Source organism: Candidatus Poriferisocius sp. (assembly GCF_965204145.1).
Taxonomy (GTDB): domain Bacteria; phylum Actinomycetota; class Acidimicrobiia; order Acidimicrobiales; family Bin134; genus Poriferisocius.
Window position 1 is genome coordinate 3,153,085 of record NZ_OZ241977.1, and the last position, 19,189, is coordinate 3,172,273.

16 protein-coding genes are annotated in these 19,189 nt (G+C 65.3%); 7 read left to right on the forward strand and 9 right to left on the reverse strand.

What is annotated here, in order from left to right:
• Positions 1 to 75: 75 nt before the first annotated feature.
• From ACOGI7_RS14605 to ACOGI7_RS14645, 9 genes are all read right to left on the reverse strand, one after another.
• Positions 76 to 966 carry a DUF6576 domain-containing protein gene (locus ACOGI7_RS14605; protein WP_419849484.1) on the reverse strand — a complete coding sequence of 297 codons (891 nt, stop codon included), beginning with the start codon at positions 964 to 966 and terminating at the stop codon, positions 76 to 78.
• A gap of 2 nt (positions 967 to 968) precedes the next feature.
• Positions 969 to 3,239: an arylsulfatase gene (locus ACOGI7_RS14610; RefSeq protein WP_419849485.1), complete on the reverse strand. Its 2,271-nt coding sequence runs from the start codon at positions 3,237 to 3,239 to the stop codon at positions 969 to 971.
• Between the two features lie 30 nt (positions 3,240 to 3,269).
• Entirely contained in the window at positions 3,270 to 5,540 is a 2,271-nt protein-coding gene (locus ACOGI7_RS14615) for an arylsulfatase (protein WP_419849486.1), read from the reverse strand.
• Complete coding sequence (locus tag ACOGI7_RS14620) at positions 5,537 to 7,807, reverse strand: arylsulfatase (RefSeq protein ID WP_419849487.1); 2,271 nt, start codon at positions 7,805 to 7,807, stop codon at positions 5,537 to 5,539. The genes ACOGI7_RS14615 and ACOGI7_RS14620 overlap by 4 nt, the downstream gene beginning before the upstream one ends.
• Before the next feature lie 22 nt (positions 7,808 to 7,829).
• On the reverse strand, positions 7,830 to 9,494 hold the full coding sequence (locus ACOGI7_RS14625; RefSeq protein ID WP_419849488.1) for a flavin-containing monooxygenase: 1,665 nt from the start codon (positions 9,492 to 9,494) through the stop codon (positions 7,830 to 7,832).
• 36 nt (positions 9,495 to 9,530) lie between these two features.
• Positions 9,531 to 10,784 carry a cytochrome P450 gene (locus ACOGI7_RS14630; RefSeq protein WP_419849489.1) on the reverse strand — a complete coding sequence of 418 codons (1,254 nt, stop codon included), beginning with the start codon at positions 10,782 to 10,784 and terminating at the stop codon, positions 9,531 to 9,533.
• 79 nt (positions 10,785 to 10,863) lie between these two features.
• The gene (locus tag ACOGI7_RS14635) at positions 10,864 to 11,952 is read right to left on the reverse strand and encodes an extracellular solute-binding protein (RefSeq protein WP_419849490.1); all 1,089 of its coding nucleotides are present in this window, start codon (positions 11,950 to 11,952) and stop codon (positions 10,864 to 10,866) included.
• A 77-nt stretch (positions 11,953 to 12,029) separates the two neighbouring features.
• The gene (locus ACOGI7_RS14640) at positions 12,030 to 13,250 is read right to left on the reverse strand and encodes a cytochrome P450 (protein ID WP_419849491.1); all 1,221 of its coding nucleotides are present in this window, start codon (positions 13,248 to 13,250) and stop codon (positions 12,030 to 12,032) included.
• Positions 13,251 to 13,268: 18 nt separating this feature from the next.
• Positions 13,269 to 14,054, reverse strand: coding sequence for a class I SAM-dependent methyltransferase (locus tag ACOGI7_RS14645; protein ID WP_419849492.1), 786 nt, complete (start codon positions 14,052 to 14,054; stop codon positions 13,269 to 13,271).
• A gap of 48 nt (positions 14,055 to 14,102) precedes the next feature.
• Here ACOGI7_RS14645 and ACOGI7_RS14650 point away from each other — a divergent pair, with 48 nt between their 5' ends.
• From ACOGI7_RS14650 to hpt, 7 genes are all read left to right on the forward strand, one after another.
• Entirely contained in the window at positions 14,103 to 15,344 is a 1,242-nt protein-coding gene (locus ACOGI7_RS14650; RefSeq protein WP_419849493.1) for an acyl-CoA dehydrogenase family protein, read from the forward strand.
• Between the two features lie 72 nt (positions 15,345 to 15,416).
• Entirely contained in the window at positions 15,417 to 16,016 is a 600-nt protein-coding gene (locus ACOGI7_RS14655; RefSeq protein WP_419849494.1) for a sigma-70 family RNA polymerase sigma factor, read from the forward strand.
• Positions 16,017 to 16,030: 14 nt separating this feature from the next.
• Entirely contained in the window at positions 16,031 to 16,318 is a 288-nt protein-coding gene (locus ACOGI7_RS14660) for a hypothetical protein (protein WP_419849495.1), read from the forward strand.
• Between the two features lie 60 nt (positions 16,319 to 16,378).
• Positions 16,379 to 16,555 carry a hypothetical protein gene (locus ACOGI7_RS14665; RefSeq protein WP_419849496.1) on the forward strand — a complete coding sequence of 59 codons (177 nt, stop codon included), beginning with the start codon at positions 16,379 to 16,381 and terminating at the stop codon, positions 16,553 to 16,555.
• 18 nt (positions 16,556 to 16,573) lie between these two features.
• Positions 16,574 to 17,656, forward strand: a complete 1,083-nt coding sequence (locus ACOGI7_RS14670) for a zinc-dependent metalloprotease (RefSeq protein ID WP_419849497.1) — start codon at positions 16,574 to 16,576, stop codon at positions 17,654 to 17,656.
• 31 nt (positions 17,657 to 17,687) lie between these two features.
• Positions 17,688 to 18,548 carry a tRNA lysidine(34) synthetase TilS gene (tilS, locus tag ACOGI7_RS14675; RefSeq protein ID WP_419849498.1) on the forward strand — a complete coding sequence of 287 codons (861 nt, stop codon included), beginning with the start codon at positions 17,688 to 17,690 and terminating at the stop codon, positions 18,546 to 18,548.
• Positions 18,549 to 18,568: 20 nt separating this feature from the next.
• A complete protein-coding gene (gene hpt / locus ACOGI7_RS14680) occupies positions 18,569 to 19,126 on the forward strand; it encodes a hypoxanthine phosphoribosyltransferase (RefSeq protein ID WP_419849499.1) in 558 nt (185 codons plus the stop codon).
• The last annotated feature ends 63 nt before the right edge of the window (positions 19,127 to 19,189 follow it).

The window sequence follows — 19,189 nt, forward strand, 5'->3', positions numbered from 1 at the left end:
CCGACGCCCATTTACCGTAGTGGGTTGCGCGAGATGGTGCCGCCAATCGGTTCCGACGGCGAATGCGGGCGTCGACTACCGGCGGCGGCGCAGGCGACGGGCGTGAGCTTCGAGTTGTTTGCGCTGTTTGCGGGACAAGCTGTCCAAACCTTGACTGGACACCTGATCGAGCAGGGCATCGATCTCGGGGCTGACCGACTCGCCCGCCGTCGGGACTGCCCGCAGATGGTCTCGACTCCGGGACCCGCGACGAGACCTCGAGGACCGAGGATCGGTGGCACGCTGACCCGAAGCCGACGCCATGGACAGCTTGGGGATCCACGTCAGGTTGGTGGCGTAGCCGAACGCCCGAATCCCGAGAAGGGCCACCGCCACCGTGCAGGCCAAGATGATCAGGGCAAACCAGTTTCGGGTACCGAGGGCCTGGATGGCGTCGAGACCGACGATGATGACCGCGATCACCCAACCGGGAATGCCGGGCCAGAACCGGGCATGGGCGTACTGCGCGGCAAAAGCCACCAAGACACCGACTTGTGCCATCCGCAGGCCTGCCGCCCATCCGTTGATGCCAGCCACCGCCTCCACCGCAGTCACGATCACCGCGGGAACAAGCGTGAGGGCTATGAGAAAGAATGCGAATCTCCAGCGTCCCAGCAGAGACTCGATCTGGGAGCCCAGCATGTAGAAGATGGCGAACAGGATGATCGTCCAAATGTCGGGCTCGTTGGGAATCGGCCAGGTGACCAGCCGCCAGACGTCTCCTTCCAAAACACTTCCGAGATCGGTTCGGTAATCCTCCGAAACCAGCACCAACTCGCGAAAGAGCGGTCCGAAGCGGCCCTCGATTCCCCAGATGATCATGGAGATCACGCCGAGGCCGACCACAAAGGCGGTGGTGGACACCGGGAATCCCCTGATGCGGAACCAGGGGTCGTCGCTGTAGCCGAAGCGCCGAGACGGGTACATGGCTATTGGTGGCGCATGGCGTGGGCCATCTCGGCGTCGAAGTCGAACGGGGGCAGTTGGCCAGTCTCGATGACCAACGAGGTCAAAGCCTCGGGCGCTTCGAACGGGGGCTCATAGTCGTCGCACACCGGGAAGGGCCGGCCATAGCCCACCGTGAGGAAGGCGCCGTCGGGAGCCCAGTTGGTGGGCAACGGCACCGGCTCGGCCCCCTGACCGATCTCGGCATCGTCGGCAGTGAGCGTCACCGTGAACAGGCCGCCGTCGGTTGGTTCTACCACCACCCCCACGAAGTGCCCTCCGACCGGGACGGGGGCGGTGGTTCGGTATTCCCGACCGTGAACCACAGCCACCCAGCGGAACTCGCCATCGGCCAGGAACAGCGCCCAGCCTGCGATCCAGTCGCCCTGCTCACAGATGACTCCGGCGGCACCCTCGGGCAGGCCATTGGGGAAGGCAGCCACGGCGCGGTAGCCGCCGAACTGGAGCGGCCCGGCCGCTTCGTGCACTTTGTCGCCGGGCACCAGGTCGTAGCGGGATCGCAGTGACATCCAGGGGGCGTACATGTGGGCGATGCGGTTAGTCGCGGTGTCGTCGAGGGGCAGCACGCCGTTGCGGTCGGCCTCGGCGTCCCACAGCTCGATCATCTCGGCCAGCTTCTCGGGGTGGGTGTCGGCCAGGTTGTTCGATTCGGTGGGATCGGCCACGGTGTCGAACAGCTCCCACTCGTCTTCAGCGAAGTCGTGGCTGCCGATGATGGCGTCGCGCTCGGCGGCGGTGAGCTGGTTGACGTGGTTGGTGACTGCCTTCCACCCCTCGTGGTACATGGCCCGGCTACCCCAGCACTCGTAGTACTGGCTGGTGCGGGCGGCGTCGGGATCATCGTCTTCCAGGATTTGCCGCATGCTGACTCCGTCGAACGACATCTGCTCCACTCCGCCGAATTCGGTCGGGGGCTGCACTCCGGCCAGGTCCAAAATCGTGGGCATCACGTCGGTCACATGGGAGTACTGGTGGCGCAGCTCGCCTTGGGCGGTCAGGCCAGCCGGCCACGACAAGATCAGCGGGTCGCGCACGCCGCCCTCGAAGGTGTACCGCTTCCACCGCCTAAAGGGGGTGTTCCCGGCCAGCGCCCACCCCCAGGGGTAGTGCCCGGACGAGCGGAACCCGCCGAGGTCGTCGTAGTGCGACAGCTCCAGATCCAGATCGTCTGCTTCGTCGCTGATGTAGTGGCGGATCTGGTTCCAGCTGCCGTTGGGACCGCCCTCGGCCGATGTCCCGTTGTCGGAAATCAGAGCCACCACGGTGTTGTCGGCCTCGCCGGTTGATTCCAAGTGGTCTAGCAATCGGCCGATGTGGTGGTCGGCATGGCTCAGGAACCCGGCGTACACCTCCATCATGCGGGAATACAGCCGCTGGCGGTCGGGGTCGATGTCGTCCCAGGGCTCAACCCACTCGGGCCGCTCGGACAAATCCACATCGGGCGGGATGACCCCCATCTCCTTCTGGCGGGCCAGCACATCTTCGCGCCACACGTCCCAGCCTCGGTCGAACTTCCCGGCGTAGCGGTCGATCCACTCCGGGGGTGCTTGATGGGGGGCGTGCGGGGTGCCGGTGGCGTACCACATCATGAACGGCCGATTGGGGTCAGCGAGCCGCAGGCCCCGCAGATAGTCGATGGCTTGAGAGGCCAGATCGGCGTCGAGGTGGTACCCCTCCTCGGGGGTAGCCGGGGGCTCAATGTAGGTCTGGTCGCGGATGAGCTGGGGCGTCCACTGATTGGTCTCGCCGTTGAGGAATCCGTAGTAGTGGTCGAAGCCCACCCCGGTGGGCCACGTGTCGTACGGCCCGGCGGCTCGCTGGTCGCGGGGAGTGAGGTGCCACTTGCCCACCGCGAAGGTGGCCCAGCCCTCGGCGCCCAGGTATTGGGCCAGGGTCCCGGCCGAGTCGGGGATCTGGCCGTTGTAGCCAGGGAAGTTGATGGGCATGTCGGTGAGCATCCCCACCCCCACCCGGTGGTGATTCCGCCCGGTGAGCAGGCACGCCCGGGTGGGCGAGCACACCGCGGTGGTGTGGAAGTTGGTGAACCGCAACCCGCGCCCGGCCAAGCGATCCAGGTTGGGGGTGCCGATGTCGGATCCGTAGCACCCCAGCTGGGCGAAGCCGAGATCGTCCAACACGATCACCAGCACATTGGGGGCATCGGGATCGTAGGGCCGCGGCACCGGCGGCGACGTGGACTCGGCCAGGGTGAGCCCGATGCGATGTTCCGTCATGGGGTCAGAAGATAGGCGATGGCAACACGGCTATTGGTGGCGCATGGCGTGGGCTAATTCGGCATCGAAATCGAAGGGGGGCACCTGCCCGGTCTCGATGACCAACGAGGCCAGGGCCTCGGGTGCCACAAACGGCGGCTGGTAGTCGTCGCACACCGGGAAGGGGCGCCCATAGCCCACGGTGAGAAAGGCGCTGTCGGGGGCCCAAGAGGTGGGCAGGGGCAACGGTGCGGCGCCCTGACCGATCTCAGCATCATCGGCAGTGAGCGTGACCGTGAACAGGCCACCATCGGTGGGGGACAATTCCGCTCCCAGAAAGCGAGCCCCGGTCGGGATGGCGGCGGTAGCCCGGTATTCCCGACCGTGTATCACCGCTACCCAGCGGAGTTCGCCATCGGCCAAGAAAAGCGCCCAGCCTGATATCCAGTCGCCCTGCTCGCAGATGATGCCCTCAGCGCTATCAGGCAAGCCGTCGGGGAAGGCGGCCATGGCGCGGTAGCCGCCGAACTGCAACGGCCCGACGGTCTCATGCACCTTGTCGCCCGGGACCAGCTCATAGCGGGACCTCATCGACATCCAGGGGGCATACATGTGGGCGATGCGGTTGACCTGGGTGTCATCGAGGGGCAGCACCCCGTTGCGGTCGGCCTCGGCGTCCCACAACTCGACCAGCTCGGCCAGCCTCTCGGGGTGGGTGTCGGCCAGGTTGTTCGATTCGATGGGATCGGCCACGGTGTCGAACAGCGCCCACTGGTCGTCGGCGAAATCATGACTGCCGATGATGTTGTCCCGGTCGGCCGCGGTGAACTGGCTGACGTGGTTGGTGACCGCCTTCCAACCCTCGTGGTACATGGCCCGGCTGCCCCAGCACTCGTAGTACTGGCTGGTGCGAGCGGCCTCGGAATCATCCGAATCCACGATTCGGCGCATGCTGACGCCGTCGAACGACATCTGCTCCACCCCGCCGAACACCGAAGGAGGCTGCACCCCGGCCAGGTCCAAAATGGTGGGCATCACGTCGGTCACGTGGCTGTACTGATGGCGCAGCTCGCCCTGCGCCGCGATTCCGGCCGGCCAGGACAAGACCAACGGGTCGCGCACGCCGCCCTCGAAGGTGTACCGCTTCCACCGTCGGAAGGGCGTGTTTCCGGCCAGCGCCCATCCCCAGGGGTAGTGCCCTGCGGAGCGGAACCCGCCCAAGTCGTCGTAATGGGCCAGTTCCAACTCCAGATCGTCTGCTTCGTCGCTGATGTAGTGGCGGGGCTGGTTCCAGGTGCCGTTGGGACCGCCCTCTGGCGAAGAGCCGTTATCAGAGATAAAGGCAATAACGGTGTTGTCAGCCTCGCCGGTGGATTCCAAGTAGTCGAGCAATCGGCCGATGTGGTGGTCGGCGTGGCTCACGAACCCCGCGTACACCTCCATCATGCGGGCATACAGCCGTCGCCGATCGGGGTCGATGCCATCCCAGGGCTCGACCCATTCGGGCCGCTCCGACAAAGCGATGTCACCGGCCATGACCCCCATCTCCTTCTGGCGGGCTAGCACTTCTTCTCTCACCACGTCCCAACCCCGGTCGAACTGCCCGGCGTAGCGGTCGATCCACTCCGGGGGCGCATGGTGGGGGGCATGGGGGGTGCCGGTGGCGTACCACATCATAAACGGCCGATTGGGGTCGGCCAGCCGCAGGTTGCGCAGGTAGTCGATGGCCTGATCGGCCAGATCGGCGTCGAGGTGGTACCCCTCCTCGGGGGTGGCCGGCGGCTCGATGTAGGTCTGGTCGCGGACGAGCTGAGGAGTCCACTGGTTGGTCTCCGCGTTGATGAACCCGTAGTAGTGGTCGAAGCCCATACCAGTGGGCCATTTGTCATACGGACCGGCGGCTAGCTGGTCGCGGGGAGTCAGGTGCCACTTCCCCACCATGAAGGTGGCCCAGCCCTCGGCGCCTAGGTACTGGGCCAAGGTCCCGGCCGAGTCGGGGATCCTGCCGGTGTAGCCGGGGAAGTTGATGGGCAAGTCTGGAACCAACCCCATGCCTACCCGATGGTGATTGCGCCCGGTGAGCAGGCAGGCCCGGGTGGGCGAGCAAATCGCAGTGGTGTGGAAGTTGGTGAACCGCAGACCCCGGGCCGCCAAGCGGTCGAGATTTGGGGTGTGTATGTCGGAGCCATAGCACCCCAGCTGGGCGAAGCCGAGGTCGTCCATAACGATAATCAGCACATTGGGGGCACCGGGATCGTAGGGCCGCGGCACCGGCGGTGATGTGGATTCGGCCAGGGTGAGCCCGATGCGTTGATCCGTCATTGGTGGCGCATGGCGTGGGCCATCTCGGCGTCGAAGTCGAACGGGGGCAGAGTGCCGGTCTCGATGACCAGCGAGGCTAAGCCCTCGGGTGCCTCGAACGGCGGCTCATAGTCGTCGCACACCGGGAAGGGGCGGCTATAGCCGACATGGAGGAACGCTCCGTCGGCCGCCCAGTTTGTGGGCAGGGGCACCGGTTTGGGCCCCTGACCGATCTCAATGTCGTCGGCAGTCAGCGTCACCGTGAAGAGGCCGCCGTCGGTGGGGGCTACCACTGCACCCACAAAGCGCGCTCCGGTGGGAACGGGCGCGGTTGCTCGATATTCCAAACCGCTTACCACGGCCACCCAGCGGAGCTCGCCGTCGGCCAAAAACAGCGCCCAGCCTGAGATCCAGTCGCCTTGCTCGCAGATGATGCCTTCAGCGTTCTGAGGCAAGCCGTCGGGGAAGGCGGCCACGGCGCGGTAGCCGCCGAACTGCAATGGCCCGGCCGCTTCGTGCACTTTGTCGCCCGGCACCAGGTCGTAGCGCGGACGCAACGACATCCAAGGGACATACATGTGGGCGATGCGGTTAGTCGCGGTGTCGTCGAGGGGCAGCACGCCGTTGCGATCGGCCTCGGCGTCCCACAACTCGACCAGCTCGGCCAGCTTCTCGGGGTGGGATTCGGCCAGGTTGTGCGACTCGATGGGATCGGCCACGGTGTCGAACAGCTCCCACTCGTCTTCAGCAAAATCGAGGCTGCCGACAATGGCGTCTCGGTCAGCGGAGGTGAGCTGGTTGACGTGGTTGGTGACCGCCTTCCACCCCTCGTGATACATGGCCCGGCTGCCCCAGCACTCGTAGTACTGGCTGGTGCGGGCGGCGTCGGGATCATCGTCCAGCACGATCGGACGCATGCTGACGCCGTCAAACGACATCTGCTCCACTCCGCCGAATTCGGCCGGAGGCTGCACCCCGGCCAGGTCCAAAATCGTGGGCATCACATCGGTCACGTGGGAGTACTGGTGGCGCAATTCACCCTGAGCGGCGATCCCGGCCGGCCAAGTCAAGATCAACGGGTCCCGCACGCCGCCTTCGAAGGTGTATTTCTTCCACCGCCGGAAGGGGGTGTTGCCGGCCAGCGCCCAGCCCCACGGGTAGTGCCCACAGGAGCGGAACCCGCCCAGGTCGTCGTAGTGGGACATCTCCAGCTCTATGTCGTCTTCATCGTCGCTGATGACGTGGCGGAGCTGGTTCCAGGTGCCGTGGGGTCCCCCTTCAGCTGAGCCGCCGTTGTCGGAGATCAACGCCACCACGGTGTTGTGGGCCTCGCCGGTGGACTCCAGGTAGCTGAGCACCCGGCCGATGTGGTGGTCGAAGTGGCTCAAGAACCCCGCGTACACCTCCATCATGCGGGCATACAGCCGCTGGCGATCGGAGTCCACCTCATCCCAGGGCTCTACCCACTCGGGACGCTCCGACAGATCTACATCGGGTGCGATTACCCCCATCTCCTTCTGACGGGCCAGCACTTCTTCGCGCCACACGTCCCAGCCCCGGTCGAACTGCCCGGCGTAGCCATCGATCCACTCCGGGGGCGCGTGGTGGGGGGCATGGGGGGTACCGGTGGCGTACCACATCAAAAACGGCCGATCGGGGTCGGCCAATCGCAACTCCCGCACGTAGTCGATGGCCTGATCGGCCAGATCGGCATCAACGTGGTATCCGTCCTCAGGACCGGCCGGAGGCTCGATATAGGTCTGATCCCGGATGAGCTGGGGCGTCCACTGGTTGGTCTGCCCGTTGAGGAAGCCGTAGTAGTGGTCGAAGCCCACCCCGGTGGGCCAGGTGTGGTAGGGCCCGGCGGCTCGCTGGTCGCGGGGAGTGAGATGCCACTTCCCCACCGCATAAGTAGCCCAGCCCTCGGCGCCCAGGTATTGGGCCAATGTCCCGGCCGAATCGGGGATTTGGCCGTTGTAGCCGGGAAAATTGATGGGCAGGTCGGTGAGCATCCCCACCCCCACCCGGTGGTGATTGCGCCCGGTGAGCAGGCAGGCCCGGGTGGGAGAGCAAATCGCGGTGGTGTGGAAGTTGGTGAACCGCAGTCCCCGAGCCGCCAAGCGGTCGAGGTTGGGAGTGTCGATGTCGGACCCGTAGCACCCCAGCTGGGCGAAGCCGAGATCGTCTAGCACGATCACCAGCACATTGGGGGCATCGGAATCGTAGGGTCGGGCCACCGGCGGTGATGTGGATTCCGCCAGGGTCAGCCCGATGCGGAGTTCCGTCATTGGATCAGAAGGTAGGCGATGGCTACGACGGGATGAGCGCAAACCCCTCATAGCCGGCGGCGGCCACTTGCTCGCACTTCTCGGCATAGTCGGGGAAGCCGGGCAGGGGCATGAACACCCGGGTCTTGCCGGGGATGTTGGCTCCCAGGTACCAAGAGTTGCAGGTGGGGTAGAGCGTGTAGCTGGCCACCAGGTTCACGTGGTCCACCCAGGCCTCGGTGGCCTCCTCGGTGGCTTCGATGTGGCGGTGGCCGTTGGCCCGCATGTAATCGATGCAGTCGCCGATCCAGTCCACATGCTGCTCGATGCACACAATCATGTTGGCCAACACCGAGGGGCTGCCCGGGCCGGTGATCGTGAACATGTTGGGGAAGTCGGGCACCCCCAGACCCAGGTAGGTGCGGGGCCCGGCGTACCACTGCTCGGCCAAAGGAAGCCCGCCCCGGCCTTGGATGTTGATACGGAGCAGCGAGCCGGTCATGGCGTCGTAGCCGGTGGCGAACACGATCACGTCGAGGTCGTAGCGGGTGCCGTCGGTGAGCCGCACGCCGTCGGGGGTGATCTCGTCGATGACGTTCTCGCTGATGTCCACCAGGGTGACGTTGTCGCGGTTGAATGTCTTGAAGTAATCGGTGTCTAGCACCAGCCGCTTGCAGCCGATGTAGGTGGTGGGGATGAGGCGATCGGCCACCTCGGGGTCTTGGACCGTCTCGCGGATCTTCTGCTTGACAAAGTCGGCTGCCACGTGATTGGCCTCCGGCGTGCGAGCGATGTCGGAGTAGGCGCCGAGGAAGGCGAAGCCGCCGATCTCCCAGCGGGCTTCGAACTCCTTGAACGCCTCCTCAACCTCGACGTCGAGCACCGAGCCCTCGTTCCAGTCGAAACGGGCCCCAAGTGCGCCCTGCTGGGTCTTGTTCTGCTCCCGAAGCCGGTGGTAGTCGGCCTTGACCTCTGCTTGCTCCGCCGGGTCGAGGGGATGATTGCGCGCCGGGATGGCGTACTGCGGGGTGCGCTGGAACACGGTGAGGTGGTCGGCGGTCTCCGCGATCACCGGAATGGCCTGGATGCCCGACGAGCCGGTGCCGATGATCCCGACCCGCTTGCCGGCGAAGTCGATGCCCTCTTTGGGGTAGCGGCCGGTGTGGCACACCTCGCCCTGAAACGTGTCGACGCCGGCGATGTCGGGAACGTTTGATGACGAAAGACAACCCACCGCGGTGATGAGGTATTGAGCGGTGACGTGGTCGGTGTCGTCGTCATTGGGAGCGTGGTTGTGGTCGATGTGGTTGACGGCGGGCGCGCTGCTCACCTGCCATTGGCCGGTGTCGTCGTCGAAGGCGGCCTTGGTGACCATGGTGTTGAACTGGATGTCCCTATACAGGTCGTACCGCTCGGCCACGTGCTGGGCATAGCGGAGGATCTCAGGCTGGCCCGGATAGCGCTCGGTCCACTCCCACTCCTGCTCCAGTTCGGGGTCGAAGCTGTAGCAGTACTCCAGGCTCTCCACGTCGCAGCGGGCGCCGGGATAGCGGTTCCAGTACCAGGTGCCGCCCACGTCGTCGCCGCGTTCGTATACCCGGGCCGTCAGCCCAAGCTGGCGGAGCTTGTAGAGCATGTACATGCCGGCGAATCCGGCGCCGATAACCACGGCGTCGTAGTGGACAGGGCTTTGGTCGTTGGTGCTCATGGTGGTTTCAGTTGGGGTCGAGGTATGGAAAAGGGTTCAGGCTGCGGGACGGAGCTTGTAGCGCACCGGCAGTTTCTTGGCCCCGACAACGAGGTTGGATTCGGTGCGAACGATCGGCCCCGCAGGCTCGATCTCGATCACCCGCTCGGCCATTTGGGTTATAAGGGCCTGGGTGCTGGCCCGGGCCAGATGGGCACCGAGGCAGTAGTGCTCGGCCCAGCCGAACCCCAGATGGCGGTTGGGATGGCGACCGATGTCGAAGTCGTTGGGGCGGTCGAACACCGTCTCGTCCCGATTGCCCGAGGCGTAGAACATCACCAGGAAGTCGCCTTTTTTCACCGGCTGACCGGCCACGGTGCCATCACCCATGGCGGTGCGCTTCATGTAGTTGACCGGGGTAGACCACCGAATCACTTCTTCTACCGCTTCTTTGGCCAGTTCCGGGTTCTCCCTCAGCCGCTGAAGCTGGTCGGGATTGGCCAAGAACGCCTCTAGCGCTCCCGACAGTCCATTGCGAGTGGTGTCGTGTCCGGCGGTGAACACGATGAGGTAGTAGCCAAACGTTTCTATTTCGCCCAGAGACTCTCCGGTGGGGAGATGGGCATGGGCCAACATCGTGGCCAGGTCCTCTTGGGGGTTGGTCCGGCGATCTTTGATGATGCGGTCGAACATGGCGTAGAACTCCAGGCCGATTTCCCGGCTGGCCTCATGGCGGCTGTCGGCATCGCGCTGGTAATCGGGGTCGTCGCCGGCCAGAAGCTGCTGAGTCAGTACCAGCAGGCGCTCTTCGTCTTCTGGGTCGATGCCCAAGATGGTGGCTAGCACCCGCAGCGGATGGCGCTGAGCAATGACATCTACGAAATCGCACTCCCCCTCGTCACCCAGGCTGTCGAGCAGGGCCTTGGCGCTGTTGTGGACAATCTCGTCGAGCCGGCTGATGCCCCGAGGGGTGAAGAACCCGCTGGCCACCTTGCGGTAGAGCCGATGATCAGGCGGATCCATGCTGATGATCGTCCGCATCTCGCCGATGACGCTGCCGTACTTCTCCAAATCGGCGACCTGTTGGTCGCTGCGCACCGCGATGCTGTCAGCCTCGTTGCTGAACAGCTCAGGCTGCGTGGAAACCTCGATGATGTCGGCGTGGCGGGTAATGGCCCAGAAGTTCTGGAAGCCGTCGGGTTCGCACCAGTGAACTGGAGAGTTCTGGCGCATCCAGGCCATCACTTCATGGGGATGTCCGTTGGCGCCATAGCGCTTTGGGGAGATGAGGTCTAGGGGGTCGACGTCCACGCCAAAACGTTAGAGGGTCTGCGTTGCTTGATCCACAGCGCAGCGAGAATGTCGTTACCATCCTCCGGCGTGGTGGCGGTCATTGGCTGAGGATTCCGCTGCTTTGGATTATTTCTTCGGTGGTTTCGAAACCGCCGCCGAGGGCGTCGAAATCGACGGAGCCGATGGACAGGGCGGTCAGCGGGGGCAGCACCGGGTTGGGCTCGACGCCTCCGGCCAGCGGGTATTCGTAGGTGTTGCGGGTGAAGTACCGCTGCACCGATGGGGAGAGCAGGTAGGCAATCAGATCCTGGGATGCTTCCCGGTCGGACACATTGGTGGTCATGGTGGCGGCGGTGATGATGAGCAGCGAGCCGATGTCCTCGTCAGAAAGGTCGTAGTTGGCGGCTAGATGCTCCTGTCCGGCCGCTTCGGCGTCAGCCGCCAACCGGTAGTTGTAGTAGTGGTTCACCAGGCCCACGTCGATCTCGCCTCGGGCGGCGGCCTCCACGATGGCCACATTGTTGGGGTAGTAGCGAGCGTCGTTGTCCACCATGTCGCTCAGCCACTGGGTGGCCACATCGTTGCCGTACTGGTCGCGGAACACCGTGAACCAGTCCACAAACGATCCGTTGGTGGCTGGTATGGCCACTCGACCCCTCCACTCCGGATCGGTGAGGTCGAATACCGAGGTCGGCAGCTGGGAGGGGGGCACGATTTCAACGTTGTGAACCAGCACCCGCTTGCGCCCGGAGAATCCGATCCAGGTGCCGTTGGCTCCACGATGGTCTTCGCGCACCAGTTCCAACACGCTGCTGTCCATTGAGGTGAGCAGACCCTTTGATTCCAGGAATCCCACCGGACCTGGCGACCGGGAAATGAAGACATCAGCGTCGGTTCGGTCGCCCTCGGTGTCGATCAGAAGGGCCAAGTCGGTGGACGAGCCCCAGCGAACCCGGACTGATGTGCCGCTTTCACAAGCGAAGGCATCCAGGACCGGCTTGATCAAGTTCTCACTGCGGCCGGAGTACACGGTGACCGACGAGCCATTTTCATCGGCGCACTTGCCGTCGTAGACGGTGGCGGCAACGCCTTCGAGTTTGGTGCCACCGTCGCCACCGCAAGCGGCAGCTAGGAGGGCTACTGCGACCAGCGCGCCAGCCAGCCCATTACGAGAAATCTTGCTCATGGGCGCAGAACTCTAGAGTGACTGTGCCAATTCGTCAAGTTAGCCTAACAATTGTCGTATGGATGACAAAAGCCCATCTAGGCAGCAGGATTCACCGCATTCCACCGCAGCGGCATCTCGACGTAGCCGTCGACCAGGCTGGAGTGCAGGCGGCGCAGGGTCCGGGGGTCTTCCACCCCTAGCTCCAGACCCTCGAAGCGGCCGATGATGGCCTCGAACATCATCTTGGCCTCCAGACGGGCCAGCGACGCCCCCAGACAGAAGTGGGGTCCGCCGGCACCAAAGGCCACGTGCTGGCTGGCGTCGCGGGTCACGTCAAGCGTGTCGGGATTCTCGAAGGCCCGCTCGTCCCGGTTGGCCGAGGAGTACCAGATGACCACCGGATCGCCGGCCTTGATCTCCTGGCCACCCACCACGGTGTCGTGGGTGGGCCGGCGAACGAACTGCATCACCGGGGTGGTGTAGCGCAAAAGCTCCTCCACGGCGTTGGGGATAAGCGACGGGTCGTCTTTGAGGATCTGCATCTGGTCGGGGTTGCGGATGAGCTCCAGCGTGCCGGTGGTGATGAGGTTGCGGGTGGTCTCGGAGCCGGCGTTTTGGAGAAGCATGAAGAACACGTCGATCTGCATCTGGTCGAGCGACTCCCCTTCGATCTCGGCTTCCATAAGCACGCTGATGAGGTCGTCGTGGGGCTCTTTCTTGCGGATCTCGCACATTTGGTCGGCGTAGGCGAACATCTGCGCCCCGGCCTCCATCATCTCGTCGGTGGTGTACTTCTCGTCGAAGCCGAACGTGATCTCGGTCCAGTGGAAGATCTGGTGGCGGTCTTCTTCGGGCACGCCCACCAAGTCGGCGATCACCTGCAAGGGCAGTTCTACCGCGATCTCGCTGACCATCTCACAGCCGGCTTTGTCGGCCACCTGGTCGATCAACCGGGTTACCTGCGACTGGATCCTCTCCTCCAAATCGCGCACCCGGCGGGGCGTGAACCCCCGATTGACCAGCTTGCGCATCTTGGTGTGATCGGGCGGGTCGAGGCTGATGAGCATCTGCGAGTTGGCACCGTCGTCAATCGAGGGCGGCTGGTCTCCGGCCAGAAAGGGGTTGGGCTGGCTCTTGAAGCAATCCGAGTCGCGCGACACCCGCTGCACGTCGGCGTGGCGGGTGACGTTCCAGAAACCGTCCCAGTGCGGGTGCTCGCTCCAGAACACCGGATCGTTGTCGCGCTTGTCACGGAAATAGTCGTGGGGGAATCCATTCTTGAATGTCGAGGGATTCCAAAGCTCTAGCGGTTCCATCTCTGCCTCCTGAGGTCCTTAGTTCGAGGGCTTTCGGCCGACAACGGCTATTGAGACAGTGCTCATCATGACAAATCCCGGCGCTCGAACCTGAGCCAGAGCGGTGTCGCCGTCTTCGGCGCTCACCAGGCCAGCCTCCACCAAACGGGGGATGGCCCGCTCCAGGGCCATGAACCACCACTCCCCGCCAGGCTCGCCGGGCCGCATGGCCCACACGTCGCCGATGATGTCGATGTCGGCCGCTCCCAGATCTCGGAAGCGACCGACCAGCCGGACGCCATAGTCGGAATCGCGCCAGTCGGTGGTGACCCCCGAGGACACGTAGCGGTGGACGGTGGCGTAGGGCTCGGGTAGCGACTGTCCGGCAAAGGACGCAAAAGCGCCGTCCTCCACCATCAGCCAACCGCCGGGCACCAGAGCGCCCCACAGCTTCTCGATTATCTCATCGCGCTCCGGCAGGTGCTGGAGAACGGCCCGGGCGTGGACGAGGTCGAAGGCCGACTCGGGCACCGGGTCGCTGGTCACATCGTGCTGTTCCACCACCACATTGGGCAGCACCGGGCGGTGGAACTGGAGGTCGACATCGGTAGACCACACCGTGCCGTCGGGGCCCACTCGCTTGCCCAGCCAGGCCGACACCGTTCCGCCGCCTGCGCCCAGTTCCCAGCACCTCCACCCCGGACTCAGCCCAATGCTGTCCAGAATGCGGCGAGTTCGGGGATCGCGGGCTTCGGCCAGCATCTCCAGGCGGTTCCGCTCGATCTCCACCTCTTCATCGCGGACCCCATATCGATCATCGGCCATGGAGGCTTCTCCTCTGTTTCTGTCGGCCCCATACCGTATCGTCGCACCGTGGCCGACCACTCAGAGGACAACCCGAAGCAAGCGGCATTCCGAGCAGAGGTGCGGGCGTGGCTGGAAGCCCGGGCCCCGTTGCGGGAGGACGGCGACGGCTGGTCCACTCGCACCACCCATCCCAACGAAGCCGCGGAAAAGGCCCATATGGACCGCTGTCGAGCGTGGCAGCGGGAGCTGTACGACAGCGGGTGGGCGGCCATCGACTGGCCTGTGGACCACGGCGGCCAGGGCGGGGAGCGGTGGCAACGGCAGATCTTCCAGCAAGAGGCCGCTCAATTCGATGTCACCAGCGGCTTTCTCGCCGCCGGCATCGCCCTGGCCGGCCCGGCCATCGGCCACTTCGGCACCGATGAGCAGAAGGCCCGCCACCTGGAGCCCATGCTGCGGGGCGACGCGGTGTGGTGCCAGCTGTTCAGCGAGCCCGGCGCCGGATCCGATCTGGCCAACCTGGCAACGAGGGCCGAACGCGACGGCGACGAGTTCGTGGTGAACGGGCAGAAGGTGTGGAACTCATCGGCCCATCTGTCGGACTGGGGAATCCTGCTGGCCCGCACCGATTCCGACGCCCCCAAGCACAAGGGGATCACGTTCTTCCTGCTGGATATGGCCACCCCCGGCGTGGACCCCCGTCCGATACGCACCATCAACGGGTCGTCCCACTTCAACGAGGTGTTCTTGAGCGACGTGCGGATCCCCGCTGAGCACGTGGTCGGCGAGGTGAACAGCGGATGGGCGGTGGCCCGGCTGGTGCTGGCCAACGAGTCCACCATGATCGGCGGCGGCATGGATCGGGCCGACAGCGCAGCCAACCTGATCGCACTGGCCCAGCGGTGGGGCACGGCCCAAAACCCGGTAGTCCGCCAAGAGCTGGCCCAGGCCTATACCAAGGAGAAGCTGTTGGACTGGATGGGCCGGCGGCTGCAAGAGGACGTGCGCCGAGGCCGTCAGCCCTCCTTCGACGGCTCAGCACTGAAGGTGTACTGGTCGGAGAGCCACCGGGACCGGGGCAACCTCGGCGTGGGGATGCTGGGGGGGTACGGGGTGGCCGGCGACCACGCCGACACCGGGGTGTGGGCCAACGAGGCGCTGAACCGGTTCTGGGGGTCGATCGGCGGGGGCACCGACGAGGTACACCGCAACAACATGGCCGAGCGGGTGCTCGGACTGCCCCCCGAGCCCCGGGTGGACAAGCACGTCCCGTGGCGGGAGCAGGTGGGCGGACCGGGTTCGAAATAGCGCCTTATATTCACCTTTTGTTCATCTCAGTCGCGATCACAATCGCCGACCCCAGCAGTAAGCTGCTTCCAGATGGCTGACCAAGCCAAGTTCGCCGAGCAGGCCATGGTCTACATGGACCAGCTCTATTCAGCAGCCCGGCGGATGACCCGAAACGCAGCCGACGCCGAGGATCTGGTGCAAGAGACCTATCTGCGGGCCTACCGGGGCTTCGGCAACTTCCAGGAGGGCACCAACCTGCGGGCCTGGCTGTTCCGCATTCTCACCAATGCGTTCATCAACTCCTATCGGAGCAAGCAGCGCAAGCCGAGGTCGGTGGACTTGGCCGGGGTCGAGGACCTGTACCTGCACCAGCGGCTGGGCGGCGACACCCAGGCCAGGCTGGGGGCCAGCGCCGAGGACGTGCTGATGGAGACCATCACCGAGTCGGAGATCGTGGACGCCCTGGAGTCGCTGCCCGAGGAGTATCGGATCACCGTGCTGTTGGCCGACGTGGAGGGCTTCGCCTACAAGGAGATCGCCGAGATCCTGGACGTTCCCATGGGAACGGTCATGAGCAGGCTGCATCGGGGAAGAAAAACGCTTCAGAAGCGGTTGTTAGATTTTGGACAGACGAGGGGCTGGGTGGATCCACCCGACCCCGACCGAGCGCCGGCCCCGGCCGGCATCTGATTTTCGGAGGCACCGTGACGAGGAGCGATGAGCAGTGCTTGGGGATTCCCAATCAGTGCGATTTCTCGCGCCAGCTCATCGCCCGGGCCTTGGACGGCCAGCCCACCGTGGAGGACATCGGCCGCGTTCGGGTCGAGCTGGCCAAGTGCCTCCCCTGCGTCCAGGTCCTCGACGTGGAGGTGCGTTTCAAGCTGGCCATGAGCCAAGCCTGTCGGGAGTCGGCCCCCGCCTCCCTGCAAATCCGCATCACCGAGACCCTCCAGCGCGTGGTGCTCGACGACCTGGACGTCCAAGATTTCTGAGCGGGCGCGGCCGGGCTGCCCGGCATGGAGTCTCCCCATGCAGACCACTAGGGTGAGCGCATGGATTTGATCGCCGCCGTTGTGTGGCACTGGTGGATCGCCCTGTTGCTGGTTATCGCCACAGTTCCCTTGGTGATCGCCACCATCGTCGGCTACTTCACCAAGGTGGTCGCCCCCCGCTACAACAGTCGGCATCAGCGGGAAACCAGAGCTCAAAGCACCGACGAATCCGAATAGAAGCGACGGAACTCCCTAGTGGTTGCAGCAGCCGATCCCGTCGACTGGCGGCTGGCTGAGCGGGTAGCCAAAAGGGTCGGCGGCCACGAGCCGTTCCTCGACTCCTACCACTACCGCAGCCTCGCCCCCGAGCTCGCCGAGCTCACCGCCCAGGCCGAGGAGATGGTGGCGGCCGAGACCGGCCTGAAGTCGATGTGCGGCGCGGCCCGGGCCCAGGTGACCACCCGGGCCGGGTGGGTGAACGCCAACGTGGCGTCTTTTCAGCGACTGCTGCGCCCGGTGACCGACAAGATGGCCGAGCGGGTGTCGACCTCGTGGTTCGCCCCGGTGGCCCAGCGGGTGAGCGGCACCGAGATGGGGGCGGTGCTGGGCTGGATGTCCACCCGGGTGCTGGGCCAGTACGACTTGCTCATCATCGAGGACGACCGTCCCGAGGACCAGGACATGGTCTATTACGTGGGCCCCAACGTGATGGCCCTCGAGCACAAGCACGGATTCGACCCCCGCCAGTTCCGGCTGTGGCTGGCCCTGCACGAGACCACCCACCGGGCCCAGTTCACCGGCATCGAGTGGCTGCGGCCCCACTTCCTGGGCCTGGTGCAAGAGGCCCTCGACGCCGCCGAGCCCGACTTGGAGCACTTCAAGCAGGTGGCCAAGCAGGTGATGGAGGCCCGCCGGCGGGGCGAGGACCTGCTAGCCGACGGGGGCCTCCCCGCTCTTTTGGCCACTCCCGAGCAGAAGGTGGCGCTGGATCGCATCGGCGGCATGATGAGCCTGCTGGAGGGCCACGGCGACATCACCATGGACCGGGCCGGCGCCAACCACATCCCCGACGCCACCCGGTTCGCCCGGGTGCTGCGCCACCGCCGCAACTCGGCCAAGGGAGTGTCCAAGCTGGTGCAGCGCATCATCGGCATCGAGGCCAAGCTGAACCAGTACGCCGCCGGCGAGGCGTTTATCGAAACGGTGGAGGCCCGCGGCGGCCCCGAGTTCTTGAACCGGGTGTGGGAGTCGTCGGAGCGGCTGCCCACCATGACCGAGATCCGCAACCCCCAGCAATGGATCGACCGCGTCGGTGGCACCCCCGCCCTCGCCAGCTGAGCGCGTCGGCCACCCCAGGGCAGCCCGCCCGATGATTCCCGAACTGCTGGCCCGCTGCACCTTCCCGTCGGTGGGCACAGCAGTGGACTGCGCCGTGTCGGGCGGGCCGGACTCGCTGGCGCTTTTGGTGCTGGCCGCAGAGAGAGGCTGCCGGGTGACCGCCTGGCACGTGGACCACGGCTTGCGGCCCGGCTCGGCGGAAGAAGCCGACGTGGTGGCCCAAGCGGCCAGCCGCTGGGGGGCATCCTTCGAGGCCCTCACCGCCCACTGCGAACCCGGCCCCAATCTGGAAGCCCGGGCCCGCCAAGCCCGCTACCAAGTGCTGCCCAACGGGGTGCTCACCGGCCACACCGCGGATGACCAGGCCGAGACCGTGCTGTTGAACCTCATGCGGGGAGCAGGACCCGACGGCCTGGCCGGCATCGACCCGGCCCGACGCCCGCTGTTGGCCCTGCGCCGCCACGAGACTCAAGCGCTGTGCGACTCCCTCGGCCTGGCGCCGGTGCAAGACCCGTCCAACCTCGACCCCGCCCACCGCCGCAACCGGATCCGCCACGAGCTGCTGCCGCTCCTGTGTGAGATCGCCGAGCGCGACGTGGTGCCGATCATCGCCCGGGGCGCGGGGCTGATGGGCGGCGTCCGCGACCTGATCGACGAGCTGGCCGCGGCCATCGACCCCACCGACGCCAAGGCGGTGGCCGAGGCCCCCGAGCCCCTGGCCCAGATGGCGCTGCGGCGGTGGATCCAGCGGGAAACCAGCGCCGAGCATCCCCCCGATGCCGCCGCCATCGAGCGGGTCATGGCCGTGGTCCGAAATGAGATTCGATCCACCGAAATTGGCGGAGGCTGGCGCGTCACCCGATCTTCCCAACGGCTCGGCCTCCAAAGATAAGCACCACTAGGTTGGCCCTCGTGTCCACCGAGGCGACCACCGGCAACGGCGATCCCGGCCCGATTCTGATCTCCAACGACGATCTGACAACCTGCATCGCCGACCTCGGTTCCCGCATCACCGACGACTACCAGGGCCGGGCTCCCCTGCTGGTGGGCGTGCTCAAGGGCGCCTTCATGTTCATGGCCGATCTGGCCCGGGCCATCAAACTGCCGGTGGAGTTCGACTTCATGGCGGTGTCGTCCTACGGCAGCTCCACCCGCACCAGCGGCGTGGTGCGGATCGTCAAAGACCTCGACCTCGACCTGGCCGGGCGCGACGTGATCTTGGTGGAAGACATCATCGACAGCGGCCTGACCCTCAACTACCTCCGCAAGAACCTGGCCGCCCGCAACCCCACCAGCCTGGAGGTGTGCGCCCTGCTGGTGCGCAAGGGCCGCCAGTACGAAGACCTCGACCTGCGCTACGTGGGCTTCGAGATCCCGCCCGACTTCGTGGTGGGATACGGCCTCGACGTGGGCGAGCGCTACCGCCAACTCCCCCACATCTGCCAATACCAACCGAATAGCAATTCATAGAATTTGCTGAAATACACCTTGCTTTACTGAACAAGGTGTGGCAGATTGGGCACATCGGAGCGA